This window comes from Methylobacter sp., from assembly GCF_023227905.1.
Lineage (GTDB): Bacteria > Pseudomonadota > Gammaproteobacteria > Methylococcales > Methylomonadaceae > Methylobacter_A.
Map to the genome: position 1 here is coordinate 19,490 of NZ_JALOCF010000046.1, position 19,690 is coordinate 39,179.

The window sequence follows — 19,690 nt, forward strand, 5'->3', positions numbered from 1 at the left end:
CTATTCGGCCAGAATAGTCGCTTAATCGAAAAGTACCCGAATGATGCTCGCATCACTGGCCGTGCGATGTCTCAAATAAACTAAATACCCTTTAATTTATGTCCTTTTAAGTGAGACAATGGCTCATTCTGATCAGTTGGCATCAGATAGTAGTCGCGGATTTCTTACGACCAATTTAAGCCTTTGATAATGTTATTTTTTACACAAGCTCTCTCTCTCTCTCATTTTCAAAACAATGCTAGATTCAACACCGTCCACCTCATCAACAACCAAAACCGCAGTCACCTGCACTAACTGTAACCTGGATAACTTGTGCATTCCTAAGGGATTGTCCCGGTCGGAAGTGGGTGAACTCGCGTTACTGGTCAATCGAAATAACATACGCCAAAAAGGCGAGACTATTTATCATGCCGGCAGCCCATTCAGAGGAATAATTGCCTTGCGTTCCGGCAGTGCGAAATTACTGAGCTTTGACCAAAATGGCAATGAGCTGCTCGTTGATTTCATTTTTCCAGGAGAATTACTTGGATTTGACGGCTTGTCGTCGCAAATCCATAACTGTACCGCCATCGCATTAGAAACAGTGAATTATTGCCATTTGCCAGCTTACAAAATCGAGATATTGGCAATTAACACTCCCGGCTTAAGCCAAGTGCTGCTGCAAAGATCCTGTAACCAATTTGATGCCCAAGTACAAAAGATGATGCTAGGCCGCCGGTCTGCTGAAGAACGCGTGGCTTGCTTTATTCTGCATATTTCAGAACGCTTGAGACTGCGAGGCTACTCCGAGCTGGAATTCCGGCTGAGCATGTCACGGGAAGAAATAGGAAATTATCTGGGTATAACGCATGAAACAGTCAGCCGAATCATTCATCTGCTGCAAGCGCGGAAACTGATTGAAGTTAAATCCAAGCAGTTAAAAATAACCAATAAAAAAGAGCTACTTAGCTTCCACACATTTTAGTCGCTAAGCAGCCCGGAATGAGGATTTAATTAAAACTATCGTACTCAGCAAGTCAAAGGAGGAAGGCTTTAAACAGCGTTGCTGGTACGGTAAAACGAAAAATCCGGCTAAGAGGAGGAGCCTTTATTTTCTATACGCTGAATTGGCTGGATCTTCAGCAATCGCTTTTGCTGTAGATTCAAATTTGTCATGCTCACTGCTTTTAATCAAGACTACTGTAACAATCACAGATAAAACAGCACCAATCACGATAGGCCAGAAATTATCTTTTTCTTGTGCTTCACTCATAGTAATTCTCCAACTAATTGATTAAGGAAAACAATTGATTTGCATCAACGCGTGGCTATTTAAGCAAAGTGCGGAATAAAAAAATTGAGCCAGATCAACAAATGTTTCTTTATCGAGTTCTAAGCCGAAAGTTAAGGGCTGGGGTTAAGGCAAACCTGCCTTTAATGGTGTGCCAACAGCTTGTTGGCAGCCGGTAAATTCCATGGCTGAGGCTCAATAGCCGCTTCCACCCGGGCTTCAGTGCGGTCATCCAATCCGGCAAAAAAATCAATGCCGGTTTGCATTTCTATGTTGTCGATACTGGTTACGAACTGGGTCAACGGTTCGTGGCCGTTAACCGTTTGCGGCACTAAAAAAGCCAGCGCCATAAGCGGTTTGCCGGGAGCCGCTTCGGTAATATAGATTTTGAAAAAGGCATCCGGTATTTCCACTGTCCAATCAGAACTTAACCGCTCAACCGTACCGCTAAAAACCGGCCCGGTGACGACCCAGACTTTGCCGAATACTTTGGCAAAATGCTTGATTTCCGTTTCCTCCAAACGCTGCCACAACTGCTGATTGAGCTTGGCTTTTTGCGGCGTGATGTTGGTCATCAAAAAACTGTCTGCCTGGCCTTCCCTACCGTAAAGATGGCTCATCGCGTAATTTGGTGCCATATGTCCACGGTCGTAATCGCTTTTTTTAAAACTGTCGTGGCTGACACGGTTAATGCCTCGCCAGTCGGTTTCAAAGCGGTTGGGGCGTTTCAATGACGGGGTATTTTCCGCAAAGGTCAACGCATATTCGACCCATAGCGGATTACCCCGTAAATCCGAGTAACCCAGAATAAAGCCATGATTGCGCAGTATGCGAAACCAGGTATTAAAATCCTTGCCGTCACGGGGTTGCGGTGCGCCTTGATAAAGTAGCGCGGGGCGGGCGATTTTAACTTCATAGCCATACCCGCCCAAACTCAGCCCGGCAACAATTACTAGCAACACGGGATGCTTGCGGCTTAAGCGGAATAATCCCAACAGCAATCTAAGCAGGCCTGGTAGGGATGATTTTCTGCGCATTAATGGTGGACTTTAAGAAAAAAACTGAGGATAAAAAGACAACGAAGTGCCGTAAAATCTAGGCTTTTTCGCTTTACGCCAGCCTATACGGCATTTGCTCTCGAACAGGTTAAACCACTATCTCCGCTTGCCCGGCATAGGAGCTGAATAAATAATCCTTTTTTAAACAGTGATCCAGCCATTTTTGCAGAAAATAGTTTAATCGCCATTTGTAATTCATAATTTCGCGGCTCAAACCGGGATCTTTAAAAACCTGTGCAACACCGGCACGGGCATGGTCGCTTAGCACTTCGGCCAGATGCGCATCCAGGTATATTCTTATTCTTACAGCCGGTTCCAGAAATTCGTCCTGATTTCTGCTGAAGCAATGGCTAAGCTCCACGGTCATGGTATAAGGCGTGCGTTCGATGATCTCAAGATGCAGCGTGGTATGGTGAGGGGCATGCCCGATGGCGGCTTCCTTAAACGCCATTAAATCCGGAATTAGCTTTAACAATTTTTGATAGTTTGATTCGCAGACTTGTTCGAGGCAGATTGATTTGTTGACCGGATTTACAAAACTCATAACCGATATCAATTTTCCCGGTAACAGGCGTGGGCGCTGGAGGTTTCCCATAACACCACCTGGGCAACGTTAAAGCCGGATTGTTTCAGATGCTGATAAATCATTTTACTCAGGACTTCCGCGGTGGGGTGTTCGTCAAGAGCAAGGAAGCGCTCCTGATTTGCTGTAAGCATAGGGATGATCGGGTCGTCCTTATGCAGCAGGAAATTATGATCAAGGTGCTGGTCAATGTAGGCGTCAACACAGTCTCTAATATCGGAAAAATCGCAGACCATGCCTTGGTCGTTGAGTTGTTCCTGCTCTATGGAAATCGAGGCCTTAACGCTATGCCCGTGTAAATTCCGGCATTTTCCGGGGTGATTCATTAGTCGGTGTCCGTAACAGAAATACACCTCTTTGGTAATCGTATACATAATAAAAATATAAGCAGTTCGAGCAATTCAAATAAGGAGCGTCGCTACATGGAGGCCGGCAGGAGAGGAATCATCAGTCCCCTTTTATGCTTTTTATGGTGGCGGCAATCTCATAGTTGCCATTGCCTTGCTGGGTACTTCTGATAACCTCGATAAAAGCGGTCATTGAAGGAGTCAGTGTATTTTGCGGAATCACGTTGATTTCCATCGCTTTGCCGGGATCAAAAGCACGGTCGGCAATAAATGAAACACCGGCGCCGCTGATTGATGAACATCGCCCATGGTGCAATTCAGCTGAATCCGCAAGCCTATAGGTAACGTCGCAGTCTATTTCCATTCGAATATAATTGCGCTTTTCATCATATTCCAACATGCTATTTCTCCAGTCAAGTTTGCAATTGTTGCGAGCCGCATAGCCTTAACTGCAAAGTTTACTATAAAAAGCACAATAAATGGGCATGAATTGCAACGGCGCCATCAATTGAGCTATTCCGCTGGATATTAGCCTGAATTTATGTAATATGACGCCAATTTTCACATCTTAACTAAACAGACTTCCGAGTATCACCTAATGACTAAAGCGATCGTTCTAACCGGCATTACAACTACAGGCACTCCGCATTTGGGCAATTATGTCGGCGCCGTCAGACCAGCCATTGCAGCCAGCAAAGACGCGAATGTTGCGCCTTTTTACTTTCTGGCCGACTATCACGCGCTGATTAAATGCCAGGAACCGGAAAGAGTCAGGCAATCGAGCCTTGAAATTGCTGCAACATGGCTGGCTTTAGGACTGGACACATCCAACGCGGTTTTCTATCGACAATCGGACGTGCCTGAAATTTTGGAATTGTCCTGGATGTTGACCTGCGTCGCGGCGAAAGGTTTGATGAACCGTGCCCATGCTTATAAGGCGGCGGTTGCCGAAAATGAGCAGGGCGGCGAGAGCGATGCCGATAAGGGCATCACCATGGGCTTGTTCAGCTACCCGATCTTAATGGCGGCCGATATCCTGATGTTTAATGCCAATAAAGTACCGGTCGGCAAGGATCAGATTCAGCACATTGAAATGGCCAGGGATATGGCGGGGCGCTTTAATCACATTTACGGCGAACATTTTGTACTGCCGGAGGCGGTTATTGAAGAACATGCATCAACGTTAGCGGGCCTGGACGGACGCAAGATGAGTAAAAGCTACAACAATACGATTCCATTATTCGAGTCTGAAAAAAAACTGAGAAAACTCATTAACAAGATTAAAACCAACTCATTGGAACCCGGCGAACCCAAAGACCCCGAAGGGTGCACTTTATTCAGCATTTATCAGGCTTTTGCCACCCCGGCAGAAGTGGCTGAAGTGCGGCAACGCTACGCAGACGGCATCGCGTGGGGTGAAATGAAGCAGGTGCTGTTTGAGCATATTAATGAGCACATCACTCCGGCAAGAGAACGGTATGAAGCATTGATACAGGCACCGGAACATATCGAACAACAATTGCAGGAAGGCGCTGAAAAAGCGCGCGCAGTCAGCGTGCCGTTTATCAAGGAATTACGCAAAGCTGTCGGAATTTCCCGGATTTCTCTATAACGCCAGCGGCGTTTAGCAACTGGATGAACAGCGTTAGTATCTGTTCAGCTAGTTGCCCCAGCCTTGGCTAGGCTGTAGGCCTGCTTTGGGTATCAAATGGATTTTGCTGGCGCCAGGCATTTTCTGCAACCGGCTTGTTTGCCGGGAACTATATCAATTGTCCCAGCGCAAACGCGCCAAAATAAGTAACTATAAAGTACACCAAAGACAAAACAATACTGGCCAAGATATTGACCGATAGAACCTGCCTGATAATGTAGGTTACCAATATGTAATCCCATAACAAAAGCAGGGTCAGAAGGTAATAACTTAAAGGCTCTTCGCTAATGGTCAGCCAAATCAAAACCGGCATGACGCACACAGCGACAATATTCCCGCAAAATATGACGGCTGTTGTTACTTGCACATAGGCGTATAACGTCCTGTTAAAAAATAACATAACGCCTATAAACATAAGCGTTAACAATGTCTCTATACTGACCTCGGTAAATGATTCTATCGGGTCGTCAGTCATATTGGCCTGCATGAAATATTCAATAACAAAATAAAACAGCAGATTTTGTTTGAAAAAATCGATTGATCTAGGTAGCTCTAGCGGGTTATGTCTTAACCAGCATAGTGGCAAGTATTGTTTTAAAACATCCATAGTTACCCAGAGTTTATTTTACAATCTATTCATAACCGCAACGGCCAATTACTGTGGACATATGAATATTATTTAAAATCCGACGAATCGGAAAGGCTGGTTGAAGGCTGTCCATCATAGGTACTGAAATTGTCATTCAGCAACTGAACCAGTTCTTTGGTTTTACTGGAGATCTGAGCCAGACGGAGTTTGGTTTTTTTATTCCAGCCGACGGGTTCGGAAATCGGCAGTAACATACGGCCGAAAGTCAGGCTTTTTTCAAAATTACCGGCTAAATTTTCCATTAAATGAAGCTCTTTTTGTCGCTCGTTAAGTTGGCCTATTGTTACTTTCGCCTGGAGTTTACTGAAAAGGATATGCAGCGGTGTCATAACAATCAACAGCACAACAATGATTACCGGCCCGATAATCGGGTCTATCAAGAGTTCCAGAATGCCGAATTGTATTTCAGCAAAAATGGCGAGCGTAGCAATAAATCCAAGGACAATCAGACTGGAAAAGGCTGATCGATCTTTCCATTGCCCGATAGCTTTTTTCACTTCCGGAATCACTACGTTGTTAATTTCACGAACGTTTTTTTCCAGCGAATCCAACACGCGATATGTACGGTTATACCCGACATTAGCTATGCGCTGGTCTATTAAGGTAAAGTCCGCCGAAGATTGAGGCGTAACGCTGTCTTCCTGGCTGGACAGAACAATAAACTGGCCGGTATTTAACCCCAATCCGGCAAGCTTTCTTTGCCATGAAGAGATGATCTCGCTGTTGGTAGTCGAACTCAGCATTGTTGCCGGCCTATCTATCAGATAAACAAATTTATTGGTGTCCTGGTGGAGAATGATGCTTTCTATTATTTCATCAACCAGCGGCGATGTTGAATCAAAGATATCGGTAAAAATCAAAGCCAGATCGGAGTTCTCAATGGTATATTTTACTAATAAGGACGTGACCGGATTTGCTGGGGCGGCGCTGATGTTTGGCGCATCGATGAAAAGCTTGCTTTTCAGGTGATCGCTATCGAGTGTTTTTAATTCCAAATAGGAGTTAATGCGATCCCCTTCGCCTTGTTGCTGCTGCTCGATTTTGCCGCTGATTTGATAAAACGGGAAGCGGTGGTCTACGTCCAGCGCTGTGCCAGGCAGAGTCGCCGGGACGGACTGATTGTTATGCAATAAGACGGTAAACTTGTGGCTGGATGTTTGAACCCCTGAAAATAAATTATCCAAGCCTAAATAATGATTAATGAATCTGGCTTTGGCTGTTGAATTACCGCCAATCAGGCTGATAATAGGCCACCATGAGCTTTTACTGGCAGTCGTTTCATCCATTTCGATAAGCCCCAAATCGAATTCAATCTGATCGAGTTCCTGAAAGGTTCTTGATGCTTTCAATAATACCGGATTATCTGCGGCGAATTGTTTTTCAAGGTTAAGCAGGTATTTGCTCACTGTCTTTTCAGTCATCAGTTTGACACCTTATTCGTTGGAATTTTCAATAAGAGGGTAGCGAAGTATACACCCAGAATGGAAGAGTAATGCAAAAAAACAAGGAATCAAATAACGCTGTTTTATTGCTGTAAAATAAAAAAATGTTCAGTAAATATTGTTCTTTTTCATACTCAAATTAAGTGGGTTTATAGTAATATTGGGCGTTAATTAATGAGCTTTGTAAATGTGGTTTAAAAAATAAAATGATGAAGGTGACGAGTCTGATTGTTCTTCGAAGCTTTGCGGCGCTTGCAATTGCCGCGTTAATATCCGGCTGTGCTGTTCCGTTTTTTGGTGGTTATGGCGCAAATGGCCAGTCACTTGAAGAATTTGAGCGCCATGTAGAAGAGATTTTCCGGCTACAAAACCAAATGACCAGCGAGGTCATGATGTTGCTGGAAAATGAGGAAGCAAAAAATCCTGAGACCTTAATGCAGGCTGAGCAGCATATGCAACGGGTCTGCGCTGATCTTAACGAATATGTTTCTCGTGATATTGATGGCTTAAGCAGCGGGTTTTTTTTGCGTCAACGGGTTGAAAAATCAGCCATAGATTGCGAGCAAGCGGCAATGGCTATCAAGCCGATGCTGACCTTTTAGCGCATCAACGGTGGTTGGTCGTCCCTGGTGTCAAAACAGTATTTTGCGCAGGTTTGCTGTTATCGGTGTGAGGATAATCGAGCGTGTAATGCAAACCACGGCTTTCTTTGCGTTGCTGTGCGCAGCGAATGATGAGTTCGGCGGCAATGACCAGATTGCGTAGTTCCAGTAAATCGCTGGTAACACGGAAGTTACTGTAATATTCGGCGATTTCCTTTTTAAGCAATTCCACACGACTCATTGCCCGGCTTAAGCGCTTGTCGGTTCTGACGATGCCGACATAGTCCCACATAAAGCGGCGCAATTCATCCCAGTTGTGGGAAACGACCACTTCTTCATCGGAATCGCTGACTTGCGATTCATCCCAATCCGGGATAGGCGGTGGCGGTAGAATGCCGGGCAGTTTCTGCAAAATATCCTCGCTGGCCCGTTCTGCAAACACCAGACATTCCAGTAACGAGTTGCTGGCCATGCGATTGGCGCCGTGCAGGCCGGTACAGGCAACCTCCCCTATCGCATAAAGGTTGGCAATATCCGTGCGCGCATAACTGTCGGTCAACACGCCGCCGCAGGTGTAATGCGCGGCCGGAACGACGGGAATAGGCTGCTTGGTGATGTCTATATCAAACTCAAGGCATTGCTGATAGATCGTTGGAAAATGCTCGCGTATAAACTGCTCCGGCTTGTGGCTGATATCAAGATAAACACAGTCTATGCCGCGTTTTTTCATTTCATGATCAATGGCTCGGGCGACAATATCCCTAGGCGCCAATTCCTCTCTCGAATCAAAATGATGCATAAAAGATGAGCCATCCGGCAGAATGAGCTTGCCGCCCTCGCCTCTTACCGCTTCGCTGATCAGGAACGACTGTGCATGCGGATGATACAGGCAAGTCGGATGGAATTGCATGAATTCCATATTGCTGACGCGGCAACCGGCACGCCAAGCCAAGGCTATGCCATCGCCGGTTGCGCTTTGCGGGTTGGTACTGTAAAGATAGGCCTTGCTTGCGCCTCCGGTTGCCAGAACCACGGCGCGAGCCGCTATGGTTTTGACCTGCTGCCTTTTTGAATCGAGCACATAAGCGCCCAAAATACGTTTTCCCGCATCCTTGGCACTGGTAATTAACTCCACTACATTATGGTGTTCGAACAGCTCGATATTGACGTGTTCCCGAGCGCGTTCAATCAGCGATAAGGACACCGCCTTACCCGTAGCATCGGCGGTGTGCACAATACGGCGGTGAGAATGGCCGCCTTCCTTGTTTAAATGCAGCTTTATTTCCCCGGATGCGGTCTGCTCCTCGGTAAAAACAACACCTTGTTCCCTCAGCCAGTCTATAGAACTTTTACCATGCGTTACGGTCAATCTCACTATTTCAGGATCGCAGAGTCCGGCACCGGCATCCAGCGTATCTTCAATGTGCGACTCGATGGAATCATCAGCGCCGAAAACAGCGGATATACCGCCTTGCGCATAGTAAGTGCTACCTGCCGTCAAGGCGAACTTTGACAAAACGGCAATACGCATTGAATGATTCGCCAGCTTAAGCGCCAGGCTTAAGCCCGCACCGCCGCTGCCAATAATAAGGACATCGTAATTTTGGGAATAAGGCATCAGGTAAGGGTAGTGAGCAGAGTAAATGAGATAAAGTTTTGGTGTTAAGATGCTTAAAAGTAGTTAATGGATAATATAGCTTTTTAACATGATAGCAATTTTTTTTATATCGCTATCCAGATATATTTTGTCTCTGTTACTATCAAGGCTAGAGAGTGTTGCAGCCTTAAAAATAGGGCGAAATTTTTCTGGAAAGCTTATACCTATTATCTTGGTTGTTGTTTTTAACATTGGTTATTTTATTAATGATATTAAATGGAGGTTTTTATGTTCAAGAAAATTAAGTGGTGTTTTTTCCTGATAGTTTTATTTAATCAAAGCGCATTAGCACAACTACCGGATTTTACCGAGATGGTAAAGACCAACGGCGTTGCCGTGGTCAACATCAGCACCACGCAAAAAGCGCCGCCTGAGGCTGAAGACGCTCCCGAACAGCCGCAGCTACCGGAGGGAATGCCTCCCGAAATGGAAGAATTTTTTAAGCGCTTCCTGGATGAACAGGGTGGCGGGTATGTGCCAAGGGATACTACGTCATTGGGCTCGGGCTTTGTTATTTCCCCGGATGGTTACGTGTTAACCAATAGTCATGTAGTAAAAGATGCCGATGAAATCGTGGTTAAATTATCCGATCGTCGGGAACTTTTAGCCAAAGTGATCGGCAGCGATGCGCGCACCGATGTTGCGCTATTAAAGGTCGAGGCTAAAGACTTGCCGGCCGTTACCATTGGTGAGCCGAACAAGCTACAGGTCGGCGAGTGGGTACTGGCGATAGGGTCGCCTTTTGGCTTTGAGCAATCGGTAACGGCCGGCATCGTCAGCGCCAAAGGCCGCAGCTTGCCCGGCGGGAACTACGTACCGTTCATACAGACAGATGTAGCGATAAATCCGGGTAATTCAGGCGGGCCATTATTTAATATGGAAGGCAAGGTCGTCGGTATAAACTCACAGATTTACAGCCGTACCGGCGGTTTTATGGGGCTGTCATTCGCCATCCCGATGGATGTCGTGATGAATGTCGTCGACCAGATAAAAGCTACCGGCAAAGCGGCGCATGGCTGGCTGGGCGTACAGATACAGGATGTAACGCGGCCCCTGGCCGAATCGTTCGGCATGAAAAAACCGCAAGGGGCATTGGTTTCAAAAGTGTTGCCCAACAGTCCTGCCGAAAAAGCCGGTTTGCAGATTGGCGATATTATTACCGAGTTTAACGGTCAGCCCGTTGAAGCTTCAGGTGATTTGCCGCCCATGGTGGGCATTACGCCTATCAATAACAAGGCTAAGTTAAAAATCATCCGGCAAGGCGAGACTAAAACTATCGATTTTACAGTAGGGCTTTTGCCGGACGAAGTCGATAAATTGGCAGATGCTAAAGCGCCGACACCAAAGCCCGCCCACAATCGACTGGGTATTAGTGTCACCGATTTGACCGAACTGCAAAGAGAAACCTTGCAGATCCCTAAAAACGGCGTGTTAGTTCAGGATGTTGGCAAAGGCACCGCCAAGGAAGCGGGAATTCAACGCGGCGACGTGATTTTACGCCTTCAGAACAATGTAATCAGTGATGCCGATGATTTTGAGAAAACCGTTAAAAAGCTACCGGCCGGTAAATCAGTCGCTGTTTTAATACAGCGTCAGGGCAATCCGGTATTCCTGGCGATTAAAATAGACAAATAATAGTTTTATTGCCACTAAGGCTGCGAAGATCCCGAAGTTTTGATTCATTCTTCTGGTCTTCGTAGTTTTGTGGGGCTTGCATAACATCAGTTTAAGTCAGCCGTAGGATATGAGTGCGCAGATCGCAACCGACAGCCATGCAGCTCACCAAACCTAAAAAACCAATATTCAGCACTACGAATTTATTGCTTCATAACAGGCTAAACATTTTAAGTTTTAGCACTTATCAGATTTTTTCTGTATCGGCAGAGAAAAGTAAAACGTGGCGCCTTTTCCTGGTTCGCCGTTAAAACCCAAGCTCCCTTCATGAGCATCGATAAGCGAGCGACTGATGGATAAACCCATGCCCATGCCGTCCGCTTTGGTGGTATAAAAAGGGGTTAATATTTTTTGTTGTTCGTCGGCATCAAGCCCCGGCCCATTGTCCGTCACACTGACCTGTATGCTGTTATTGAGCGTCAAACGAGTACTGATGACCAACTGGCGCTGCTGTTTTGCGGGCAGGTTTTGCAAAGCTTCAATGCTGTTCCTGATCAGATTTATGATGACCTGCTCAATTTGTATCTGATCCACATAGACCGGCGAAAGGTTGTTTTCCAGCTCAAATGTCACCTTTATGCCGTTTTGTTTGAGTTCAGCAATACACAAACCGACAGCATCATGTACCAAAACATTAATATCGGTGCTGGTACGGTGTTTTGAGTGGGTTCTTACAAAATCCCTCATCCGATGGATGATCCTTCCTGCCCTTAAAGCCTGCTGCTGGGTTTTGTGCAGTACATCGGTAAGCTTTACCATATCGGGACTTTCAATATTGATCAGATTCAAGCTGACTTGCGTATAGCTGGAGATCGCAGCCAAGGGCTGATTGACTTCATGCGCAATGCCGGACGCCATTTCGCCCATCAGCCCAAGGCGGGTGACATGGGCTAACTCGTCCAGATGTTTCCTGTCTTGCTGTTCCCGGTTTTTCCGCTCACTGATATCCGTAGAAATACCGCACAAGCCGTAAATGCTGCCGTCTTCATGGCGCAGCGGGTGATTAACGGTAAAGTAGGCGTGGGCAATGTTGTTATCCTTATCGATACAAATGCTCTCGGTAGTTACACGCTCACCCAGCTCAATGACACGGCGATCATATTCACGCAATTTTGCCGCCGTAGCCTCATCGAAAAAGGCATTGTCCGATTGACCGATGATATTGTTCAACGTTTTGCCGAACACTTGCCGCACCGGCTGATTGACATACCGGTATCGATAATCGCAATCCTTGATGTAAATAAAAGCTTCGACGCTATCGAGAATAGCGGCGAGTTTATTTTCACTTTCCCGAAACGCATCTTCCGCCGTTTTTCTTTGTTGTATTTCCGCTTGCAATTGTTCGACGGTAGGCACAGACAAGGCGCGGGGAACAATCCATATCATCAGCATCGCGGTGGCGAGCGAAACAACCGCAGTAATTATTTTAAGCGCGCCGTCCAGCCAATATAAAGGCATCCAGACGGTGATAGCCGACATTAAATGCGTGGTGCCGCAAGCAATGACAAACACCGCAAACATGAAAACCAGCCACGGATAAGGAAAATCCTTGCGCCGCCCGATAAAATAAATGAGAACCGGCGGAATGGAATAGTAAGCAACAGCAATCAGCAGGTCCGCGATGACGTGCAGCCAAAGTAATATCGGGCTCCAAGACAAGCAATAGCCATGAGGCATGAGGTTTTCAATATCAAAAATATTAATCAATGGTTGCATTCGTCAGATACTAAGATGAAATAGAATTTAAACTGTCCATTTGGTTTTGATCGATCCGGCTATTAGCGAGACCATATCAAAGATCAGGCTCTTATAATTTGCACCATTGAATCCGGAGCCCAACATTCATTGATGCGCTACTACAACCACAAATCACTCAAATAAGACTGAATCCCCTCTCCAATCATCTTCTTTGTTCATGCAACTTTTTTGCCCTCTTGAAATTCATGGCCTACAGCTTTACTTTTAATCATGCGCGGCAAGCGGATGATGCTTCACGTCTTCCTGAGCAATCACTTCGGATAGAGTTGGTTCCCCTGCCACAGCACGCTTAATCGCGAGCTTGGTGGCCTCATAATTCCAGTCCTGGATTTTATCGTTGTCATTGGCATCCCAGTGGATAAATACACCTACACAGATAAAAACATCGCTGGCTTCTTCCATGGGTATGACACCCTCTTTAACGCAATCGACCACCGCCTTGGCCACACCCCGTTCGGCCGGTCCGAACATTTGGGTTGCCTGTTTCTCGTCCTTGATTTCGACTTTATTGAACATTACGGTATTAGGCTTAGCCATAAGATTAGGAGCGACCAGCGCCAATAAGGAGTTATCGCCCCGCTTTTGGTTAGTCAGCGTAATGCAAAATGCAATTTCCGCGGAACTGCCTCGCGGCCCCATGATCAGGTCAATATGGGCTACTTCCTTGCCTTCGCCGACCAGGGCCTCGCCTACCAATACTTTATCGATTTTCATATGGGTTTCTCCTCTTGAGTTTCCAAATCAACGCTTGAATTACGGGATCAAGGCAACAAAAACGTTCTGTCGTTTTCGGTCTTTCTGCTATTCGTCCTTGAACTAAAACCGGCGGCTTATCCAAAACACAAACACAGCCAATAAACCACTATCAGCACCGGACTCAAAGCACTCGCCCTTTGGACAATGACTTATAAAGCGGGTTAAACATTTCCACGCTTTTGTGTCACCCCAATGTCGGCCCGCCAAATGGTTTTCATGGACTCACTGCTTTTCAGGCTAAAAGTTGACGGTTACGTGAATCATTTTTAACCGTGATAGCCGCCCAACGGTAAGAACTTACTTCATAACCAACATGACATCTATCGATCTGCGGGGTCGGCCATGAGCTGCTCATTCATAAACTTAAGTGATGACTCGCGCCCCTGACGATATGTCGGAGCGGAATGATTTATAACATATCAATAAAATCAGTAATATACGCATTACTACCCATATCGGCATTAGCTATTGGCTTACAAACCGACAATTTGGCAGGGATTTCGGTAGCTTATGTTTCTTCTAAGCGGTCGCAGCGGTCTTCAAGTCGAAGTTTTGATTTCAACGCAAGGGTAAATCACGGGGATAAACCGGTTTATCTCAGCCCTGAACGGCAGTTGCCAAGGGCGTTCTTCAATAGCGCGGTAAGAGCGAACAGGTTAACCGGGGATTCAGGATTCTCAGCTTGGCAAATGCAGCAGGACATTATGATCAGGAGCCACAAGTTGCAGCATCGGCAGCGAGAGATCATCCGCAGTCTGGCGACCTCGACTATCCAAAGCCTTGGGACAAAGCCGGTATTAAGTTATAGAGTGCCACAATACCGGCACTCTATATGAAACATCCTGTATTAACGTTTGCAGGAACACAGGAAAGCCTGGATGACCCTACTTAGCGCCGCCATCCGCAATGGTTGGCTTGTTGAAAACCCGCCGGCCTTTTCAAACGGCGGCTCTGTCCGTACTTTTGCAATCAGAACCAAACCTTCCGTCCCGCATCAGCCGAATGCCGGCTTATTCTGGAGAACGGGGTTTGCCACCCGTTCCAGCCCCGGATCCGGTTCCAGATCTCGTACCAGTGCCTGAACCGCTTTTACCTTCGCTGCCCGTACCATTTTTATTGCCTGGTTTTTGGGCACCGCTTTCAGAACCTGTCACACCGGAAGAACCGGTATCTCCCTGGCTTCGGGCACCGCTTTCACTGCCTTCTGTGCCCATCGTGCCGACATCACCGGCATCTTCCCGGCTTCGGGTGCCGCTTTCTCTACCTTCAGTGCCTGTCATGCCGGCAGACTCCGTGCTCCCTTCTTCGCTTCCAGCCTGCGCATGCCCTTCTTTCCATGAGCCTAACGCGAGCACTCCAACTACCAAAACCAAAGACATTAAATGTTTCATAAAAGTTCCTCTTGAGCGTAATGAGATTGAATATTTCATATCGATTCCTCTTGAGTTTGATCGGACTGAAGTTTCCTAACAGTTTCTGTTAAGTGCTACATGCGGCTACAAAGTCGCATAACTTATGCTAAATAGCTGCGCTATGCGCGTCTGTCCGATATCACACATACACAGCAAGCCAAACGCAGCCAGTGTCCCTGTCAGTCGAAGTTCTGCGTGAACCGAAGTTGGCTTTCGAGCTATTTATTTTTGCATGCCGCCGATCTCTATAGCCGGGGGACGTTAAGAACTTACTACTGAAAAGCTTCAAAATTGACCGTAAGCCATTAAGTAGCTATAAATCCGCTCTGTTAAAATAATTTGTTTGATTAAAACGCATGAAGATAGGCATACAAACCTGGGGCTCTAACGGGGACATTCGTCCGATGCTGGCATTGGCCGACGGCTTGAAAAAAGCCGGTCACTCAGTAACGCTGGTGGCAAGCAGTATCGATAACCACAGTTATCACAAAATCTGCGAACAATTAGAGATAAGCTACCGGCAAGTGCCGGAGTTTATTGATTTCGATATGCAGGGTTTTGCCCAGCGTTCGTTTCGGATGAATGCTTTGCAATGGCTGCGGGCATTGCTTGATGAAGCGTTTTTTCCTTACGAGCAGACCCTGTATCAAGCCGCGCAACAATTAGTCGCGGATAACGACGCTGTGATCGGCCATCATTTTCTATACCCGCTAAAATTGGCAGCGCTGCAACAGCAGAAACCTTTTTTCAGCGTAACCTTGTGCCATGCCGCGATACCCAATCCCGCAGTCGCACCTTTCAGCTTTCCTGACCTGGGCAGCCATATCAATAAGCTTAGCTGGCGGCTGTTAGACAGGGTATTCAATTGGGCATTGAAAAAACCGTTGACCCGTTTATGGCTTGAAGCCGGTCAAACACCACCCGCTAACGTGCTGACCGAACTGCTGACCTCGCAGCAACTTAACTTGATAGCAGTCGACCCGTGGTTTTGCCGTTCATTTGATAATCTGCAACCGTACCATCAAGTCTGCGGCTTTCTGAATCTAACGGAAGATAACCGGCATTGGGCAATTCCGGCCAAACTGGCTGAGTTTCTTGATGCTGGCGAAGCACCGGTCTATATGACTTTCGGCAGCCTGCAACAGGCAGTGCCCGACTGGAGTATGGAACTGTTTTTGGAAGCGGTGAACTTGGCCGGGTGCCGGGCGATTATCCAGACCAGTTCCCGGCATTACCCTGACGGCAGCCAAACCGGCCAGGTTTATTTCATTGGCAGGCATCCGCATCAGCCGTTGTTTAAACGCTGTGCAGCCATTGTTCATCACGGCGGAGCAGGCACAACCCATGCCGCCACTTTATCAGGCTGCCCATCCGTCGTGGTGCCGTTTATGGATGAGCAGTTATTCTGGGCCGGGCAATTGCAATTGCTGGGTTTGGCAGGAAAGCCTTTACCGGCAAAAAAAGTCACCGCCATTGCTTTGTCCAAAGGCATACGGACAGTATTGGAGTCAACATCACTGCAAGGCAACGCCAAGCAGGCAAGCCGAGCCATGCAACGCCACGACGGAGTAACGCGAGCAGTCCAGCTATTGGAAGCGCAATTTTAAAAGATCATCATCGTCCAATTTCGGTCCGCTAATATTGGGCGATGATATAGGAAGATCGACCGCTTCAAAGTTCATTTGTCTGACGATGGATCAAGCCGTATTTCACCTATCCTGTGATTTACCATACACAAAGCTTGCTGATCAATTTGCAGCTTCAATTTAATCCACCGCTCTGAGCTCATTATTTAAAGTCAGTTGTTCAAGCCATCTCTTGATCATATGCATGTGATGGTCTTCAGTGCGTTTTGCACTCTGAAACCTGTCGACATAATCGCTAAGACCTGCTTCGTCCGCAAGTACAATAAGCAATTCCCATGCGGCCGCATCCGCTAACTCAGCCATTAAAATAGCTTCCACGCATTGCGGAATAGAACTGCGGGGATCATTAAGAACCTGCATCAAGCCCATGGCGGCCATTCCTGCCGAATCGGCGCAAGGGGTTTGTGCGGTCGGATCTCCGCCCATTGACGCGATACAATCCCGCACTAAAGAAAAATGCTCCGTTTCATCGTTGCGGAATTGCTCAAGCGTATCAACATCTAAATCAGGCTCGGCAGCTTTGCATTTTGTGATGAGGGCATCGTAAAGCCGAATACCGCTACGCTCAAAAGCCATGCGCTCGCCAAGCTTATCAATCAACACAGACGGACTATTGCCCTGGATAGCTTGTACGCCTGTACTGACAGCGCCACGAAGCGTACTGGGAAGAGGAACTGCGCCTAGTTGCTCCGAGTCTTGAATATAGCTTCTCCGCATCATAAAGGCATCGCATGCCGTGTCTTCGGCATGCGGCGGAAATTCTTCATAACCTTCAATCATTGCCTGGGTCATAACCGGATGAAGTTGAGTCGGTGTTTTGTTCATACCAAATTCAGCAGCGTCTTTCATAGCTTTTTCCTCAGTGTTGAAGGTGACTGACATTCATAGGATGCTGGAGCTTGTTAACCTCGCCTCCCGGTATCCACATATAATTAAGCGCAACGATTTCGGATGGCACGCCATCGGCGTTTATTCGTTGCCGATAGATTCTCGAAGCTTCGCTTTCTTCCGATATATCGACAAAGGCTGTGCCTTTGGTACGTAAATTGACTTCCTTGCGCAAAACTTCGCGGACAAAATCCCGTTGGCTCTCAAAAGCAATCGGTTCAGGCAGCATTGCCGGAACAACGCTTTGAGCATCTCGGTTTTCATGTTGCTCGAAAAGACCGCGCACGACATGGAACTGGCCAAGCTCATAATCCAAAAACTGCTCCCAAATAGCTTTAATACGGGAATTTTTTTCCTGCTGGACACAGCCATAGTAGTTATAAACTTCGTTGGCCTTGTGCAGCAGCCACTTTTCAAGCCACGACTCGCTAGGATCCATGATGCATTGATATTGGGTCACGTGCTGCTCTTCGATATGGGCAATTTCCGCATAGAGTTGCCGGGCCAGCGGGTCGCTAAACAGTGGCCCGATATTCATGTAGTAATTCCAGGTCTGTTGCTCGGCAGACGTGATCGTCAGCGCATGCATTTTTGTCAGTGGCTGGGCGTTGTGGCGATCGTAGCATTCGCGCAAGTCGTCTTCCGGAGCGCGATGCTCGTAAATAGTCGGCCTGCCCGGCAGCACGTCGGTGTAACTTTGCAAAATATTGTTTGAGTCTTTGCCTTCAAGACGATCCAACAAAGCCGAATAGCGGTACATATGATCAAAATCCTCCAACAGGCCAAAGCGGTAAACCTGGGCCAGATACGGGTCCGGTTCGGTTTGCGCGACAGCCGCAGTCACTTCGATGGCGACCTGCTCATAGGCGATGGTAGTTTCAAGCGGAGAGTGATCGGCGCCGAGCATCCAGTTAATCGTGGTCGCTTGCTGCTGATCTATTCGCCGAAGCTGAGCCAGAGGCAGCTGAAGATGTTTATTCATTCGCGCGCAGGCTCTGGAAAACTGGATCGATTCAAGTTCGATGCCGTTCATTAAGATAATCATTACCCGAGTAAAGGCATCGTCATCGAGCTTGCTGATCGGAACCTGAACCATATCCCGCCAAGTCAAAAGTTGTTTATCGATCGAGACTCCCCGATCTTCAAAAATATTAAGTGCCATTGTTAATCTCCTCTGGATATGAATTGAACTTCTATGAAAAAGCCGATAGCGCGCTCAATAAGGACAACGCGAACTTTAGGGTCTCGTTATCTTCAATTAACCGCTGTAGTCAGGACTGAAAAGCGAAAGCCGCCATGAGCAAAAGCCGACCCAGACTACAGATATGCGATTGTTAGGCAGCCGCTTGGCTTCAATTAAGGAACCGGTTCCTCTTGAGCTTGATAAGATTGAAATTGCTTAACGGTTTTTGTTAAGTCATGTATGCGTTTTAAAAGCCGCATAATTCATCATAGTCAGATAGGCATGGCGGGTCTGTCCGGCATCACACATAAAGACTTGAACGACTTCAATTTCCAAGTAGCGGATTTATCGGACACTGATGTTACGCGGGCAGAGGATAGAAAAAGCGTCGTCCACAAAAGGCACGAAAAGCTAGTAATGGTAGATTACACGCCTTTTGAGCAGGTCGGGGTAAGGCCATCCAAGCGTAGCCGCGAGGTGGCGTTTGGGCTTGTCGCACTGAATTCATTTTTGCCTCCTGCCGGGCGCGATATGCCATCTTCGGCAAGCGATTGAATTTAGCTTGACCAGTAACGCTACCGATTGTAAAGCGTCGGGTTCGTAAAGCTACTCTATAAAACCGACGTGCGGCCTACGCTTTTAAACTTAGTCCCATAAGGATTTTTAAGTGTTTTTTAAGCCGATATAAGTATTTATATCTATTCATTAAATAAATTGGTCGGCATATGATTCATCTAAAATTACGGAAAATGAACAAAAAACATCTTGGATCTGCTATTTATAAAGCCGAGTCCAGGCCGGTGCTTGCGGGAACAGGCGCTGACTGGGCACATGCACGGCTTCCGAATGTGACCACCGCCCTGCTCTCGGGAGGTGTATCGATTGGATTGACGGTCACTCGAAGCATCATACTGGTGCGCAAGCTTGGACAAAGAACCCTACCGCCTAAATATAATAACGGAAAAAATTATGATTTGTTCCAGACCCCCCAGGGCAATCGCGCTATCTCGCCATTGACAGGACAAGAAGTATAGAATTGGCAATTTGCAGAGATAACAAGAATGTTACCCAATCCGCTGCCGTATTTCGAAGACCTCAAAGACCCACGCCGCGA

General features: G+C 46.9%; 20 protein-coding genes. 7 read left to right on the forward strand and 13 right to left on the reverse strand.

From position 1 onward, the window contains the following. Positions 1–235 precede the first annotated feature (235 nt). Positions 236–964, forward strand: a complete 729-nt coding sequence (locus M0R47_RS16320) for a helix-turn-helix domain-containing protein (RefSeq protein WP_292556724.1) — start codon at positions 236–238, stop codon at positions 962–964. A gap of 123 nt (positions 965–1,087) precedes the next feature. Here M0R47_RS16320 and M0R47_RS16325 read toward each other — a convergent pair whose 3' ends face one another. From M0R47_RS16325 to M0R47_RS16345, 5 genes are all read right to left on the reverse strand, one after another. After that, on the reverse strand, positions 1,088–1,252 hold the full coding sequence (locus M0R47_RS16325) for a hypothetical protein (RefSeq protein WP_292556726.1): 165 nt from the start codon (positions 1,250–1,252) through the stop codon (positions 1,088–1,090). A 161-nt stretch (positions 1,253–1,413) separates the two neighbouring features. Continuing rightward, positions 1,414–2,307: a DNA/RNA non-specific endonuclease gene (locus tag M0R47_RS16330; RefSeq protein WP_292556728.1), complete on the reverse strand. Its 894-nt coding sequence runs from the start codon at positions 2,305–2,307 to the stop codon at positions 1,414–1,416. Between the two features lie 109 nt (positions 2,308–2,416). After that, positions 2,417–2,872: a DUF1249 domain-containing protein gene (locus M0R47_RS16335; protein WP_292556730.1), complete on the reverse strand. Its 456-nt coding sequence runs from the start codon at positions 2,870–2,872 to the stop codon at positions 2,417–2,419. Between the two features lie 8 nt (positions 2,873–2,880). After that, the gene (locus M0R47_RS16340) at positions 2,881–3,285 is read right to left on the reverse strand and encodes a 6-carboxytetrahydropterin synthase (protein WP_292556732.1); all 405 of its coding nucleotides are present in this window, start codon (positions 3,283–3,285) and stop codon (positions 2,881–2,883) included. 73 nt (positions 3,286–3,358) lie between these two features. Further along, a complete protein-coding gene (locus M0R47_RS16345) occupies positions 3,359–3,658 on the reverse strand; it encodes a PilZ domain-containing protein (RefSeq protein WP_292556733.1) in 300 nt (99 codons plus the stop codon). A 198-nt stretch (positions 3,659–3,856) separates the two neighbouring features. Between M0R47_RS16345 and M0R47_RS16350 the strand changes: the two genes are divergently transcribed. Then, a complete protein-coding gene (locus tag M0R47_RS16350; protein WP_292556735.1) occupies positions 3,857–4,870 on the forward strand; it encodes a tryptophan--tRNA ligase in 1,014 nt (337 codons plus the stop codon). 148 nt (positions 4,871–5,018) lie between these two features. On the opposite strand, the gene M0R47_RS16355 is transcribed toward M0R47_RS16350, so the two are convergent. After that, positions 5,019–5,516, reverse strand: coding sequence for a hypothetical protein (locus tag M0R47_RS16355; protein ID WP_292556737.1), 498 nt, complete (start codon positions 5,514–5,516; stop codon positions 5,019–5,021). Between the two features lie 68 nt (positions 5,517–5,584). Continuing rightward, positions 5,585–6,979, reverse strand: coding sequence for a hypothetical protein (locus M0R47_RS16360; RefSeq protein ID WP_292556739.1), 1,395 nt, complete (start codon positions 6,977–6,979; stop codon positions 5,585–5,587). Positions 6,980–7,206: 227 nt separating this feature from the next. Here M0R47_RS16360 and M0R47_RS16365 point away from each other — a divergent pair, with 227 nt between their 5' ends. Continuing rightward, the gene (locus M0R47_RS16365; protein ID WP_292556741.1) at positions 7,207–7,602 is read left to right on the forward strand and encodes a hypothetical protein; all 396 of its coding nucleotides are present in this window, start codon (positions 7,207–7,209) and stop codon (positions 7,600–7,602) included. A 4-nt stretch (positions 7,603–7,606) separates the two neighbouring features. Here M0R47_RS16365 and nadB read toward each other — a convergent pair whose 3' ends face one another. Continuing rightward, entirely contained in the window at positions 7,607–9,220 is a 1,614-nt protein-coding gene (gene nadB, locus M0R47_RS16370; protein WP_292556743.1) for an L-aspartate oxidase, read from the reverse strand. A gap of 267 nt (positions 9,221–9,487) precedes the next feature. Here nadB and M0R47_RS16375 point away from each other — a divergent pair, with 267 nt between their 5' ends. Beyond that, positions 9,488–10,894, forward strand: coding sequence for a DegQ family serine endoprotease (locus M0R47_RS16375; protein ID WP_292556745.1), 1,407 nt, complete (start codon positions 9,488–9,490; stop codon positions 10,892–10,894). Positions 10,895–11,110: 216 nt separating this feature from the next. Here the strand turns inward: M0R47_RS16375 and M0R47_RS16380 are convergent, their stop codons facing one another. From M0R47_RS16380 to M0R47_RS16390, 3 genes are all read right to left on the reverse strand, one after another. Then, complete coding sequence (locus M0R47_RS16380; RefSeq protein WP_292556747.1) at positions 11,111–12,649, reverse strand: ATP-binding protein; 1,539 nt, start codon at positions 12,647–12,649, stop codon at positions 11,111–11,113. 246 nt (positions 12,650–12,895) lie between these two features. Further along, positions 12,896–13,405 (reverse strand): formaldehyde-activating enzyme, encoded by a 510-nt coding sequence (fae, locus tag M0R47_RS16385; protein ID WP_292556749.1) that lies wholly within the window; start codon positions 13,403–13,405, stop codon positions 12,896–12,898. A 1,052-nt stretch (positions 13,406–14,457) separates the two neighbouring features. Then, complete coding sequence (locus M0R47_RS16390; RefSeq protein ID WP_292556751.1) at positions 14,458–14,838, reverse strand: hypothetical protein; 381 nt, start codon at positions 14,836–14,838, stop codon at positions 14,458–14,460. Positions 14,839–15,215: 377 nt separating this feature from the next. Between M0R47_RS16390 and M0R47_RS16395 the strand changes: the two genes are divergently transcribed. After that, positions 15,216–16,466: a glycosyltransferase gene (locus tag M0R47_RS16395; protein ID WP_292556752.1), complete on the forward strand. Its 1,251-nt coding sequence runs from the start codon at positions 15,216–15,218 to the stop codon at positions 16,464–16,466. Between the two features lie 159 nt (positions 16,467–16,625). Here the strand turns inward: M0R47_RS16395 and M0R47_RS16400 are convergent, their stop codons facing one another. Together M0R47_RS16400 and M0R47_RS16405 are read right to left on the reverse strand one after the other, a co-directional pair. Continuing rightward, positions 16,626–17,354, reverse strand: a complete 729-nt coding sequence (locus tag M0R47_RS16400) for a ferritin-like domain-containing protein (protein ID WP_292556754.1) — start codon at positions 17,352–17,354, stop codon at positions 16,626–16,628. A gap of 10 nt (positions 17,355–17,364) precedes the next feature. Beyond that, positions 17,365–18,555 carry a hypothetical protein gene (locus tag M0R47_RS16405; protein ID WP_292556756.1) on the reverse strand — a complete coding sequence of 397 codons (1,191 nt, stop codon included), beginning with the start codon at positions 18,553–18,555 and terminating at the stop codon, positions 17,365–17,367. Positions 18,556–18,816: 261 nt separating this feature from the next. Between M0R47_RS16405 and M0R47_RS16410 the strand changes: the two genes are divergently transcribed. Together M0R47_RS16410 and M0R47_RS16415 are read left to right on the forward strand one after the other, a co-directional pair. Beyond that, positions 18,817–19,131, forward strand: coding sequence for a hypothetical protein (locus tag M0R47_RS16410; RefSeq protein WP_292556758.1), 315 nt, complete (start codon positions 18,817–18,819; stop codon positions 19,129–19,131). A 170-nt stretch (positions 19,132–19,301) separates the two neighbouring features. Beyond that, positions 19,302–19,610, forward strand: a complete 309-nt coding sequence (locus M0R47_RS16415; protein ID WP_292556760.1) for a hypothetical protein — start codon at positions 19,302–19,304, stop codon at positions 19,608–19,610. The last annotated feature ends 80 nt before the right edge of the window (positions 19,611–19,690 follow it).

Coding starts and splice junctions, on each gene's coding strand:
- M0R47_RS16320 (WP_292556724.1), top strand. CDS start 236: ATGCTAGATTCAACACCGTCCACCTCATCAACAACCAAAACCGCAGTC.
- M0R47_RS16325 (WP_292556726.1), bottom strand. CDS start 1,252: ATGAGTGAAGCACAAGAAAAAGATAATTTCTGGCCTATCGTGATTGGT.
- M0R47_RS16330 (WP_292556728.1), bottom strand. CDS start 2,307: ATGCGCAGAAAATCATCCCTACCAGGCCTGCTTAGATTGCTGTTGGGA.
- M0R47_RS16335 (WP_292556730.1), bottom strand. CDS start 2,872: ATGAGTTTTGTAAATCCGGTCAACAAATCAATCTGCCTCGAACAAGTC.
- M0R47_RS16340 (WP_292556732.1), bottom strand. CDS start 3,285: ATGTATACGATTACCAAAGAGGTGTATTTCTGTTACGGACACCGACTA.
- M0R47_RS16345 (WP_292556733.1), bottom strand. CDS start 3,658: ATGTTGGAATATGATGAAAAGCGCAATTATATTCGAATGGAAATAGAC.
- M0R47_RS16350 (WP_292556735.1), top strand. CDS start 3,857: ATGACTAAAGCGATCGTTCTAACCGGCATTACAACTACAGGCACTCCG.
- M0R47_RS16355 (WP_292556737.1), bottom strand. CDS start 5,516: ATGGATGTTTTAAAACAATACTTGCCACTATGCTGGTTAAGACATAAC.
- M0R47_RS16360 (WP_292556739.1), bottom strand. CDS start 6,979: ATGACTGAAAAGACAGTGAGCAAATACCTGCTTAACCTTGAAAAACAA.
- M0R47_RS16365 (WP_292556741.1), top strand. CDS start 7,207: ATGATGAAGGTGACGAGTCTGATTGTTCTTCGAAGCTTTGCGGCGCTT.
- nadB (WP_292556743.1), bottom strand. CDS start 9,220: ATGCCTTATTCCCAAAATTACGATGTCCTTATTATTGGCAGCGGCGGT.
- M0R47_RS16375 (WP_292556745.1), top strand. CDS start 9,488: ATGTTCAAGAAAATTAAGTGGTGTTTTTTCCTGATAGTTTTATTTAAT.
- M0R47_RS16380 (WP_292556747.1), bottom strand. CDS start 12,649: ATGCAACCATTGATTAATATTTTTGATATTGAAAACCTCATGCCTCAT.
- fae (WP_292556749.1), bottom strand. CDS start 13,405: ATGAAAATCGATAAAGTATTGGTAGGCGAGGCCCTGGTCGGCGAAGGC.
- M0R47_RS16390 (WP_292556751.1), bottom strand. CDS start 14,838: ATGAAACATTTAATGTCTTTGGTTTTGGTAGTTGGAGTGCTCGCGTTA.
- M0R47_RS16395 (WP_292556752.1), top strand. CDS start 15,216: ATGAAGATAGGCATACAAACCTGGGGCTCTAACGGGGACATTCGTCCG.
- M0R47_RS16400 (WP_292556754.1), bottom strand. CDS start 17,354: ATGAAAGACGCTGCTGAATTTGGTATGAACAAAACACCGACTCAACTT.
- M0R47_RS16405 (WP_292556756.1), bottom strand. CDS start 18,555: ATGGCACTTAATATTTTTGAAGATCGGGGAGTCTCGATCGATAAACAA.
- M0R47_RS16410 (WP_292556758.1), top strand. CDS start 18,817: ATGCGTTTTAAAAGCCGCATAATTCATCATAGTCAGATAGGCATGGCG.
- M0R47_RS16415 (WP_292556760.1), top strand. CDS start 19,302: ATGATTCATCTAAAATTACGGAAAATGAACAAAAAACATCTTGGATCT.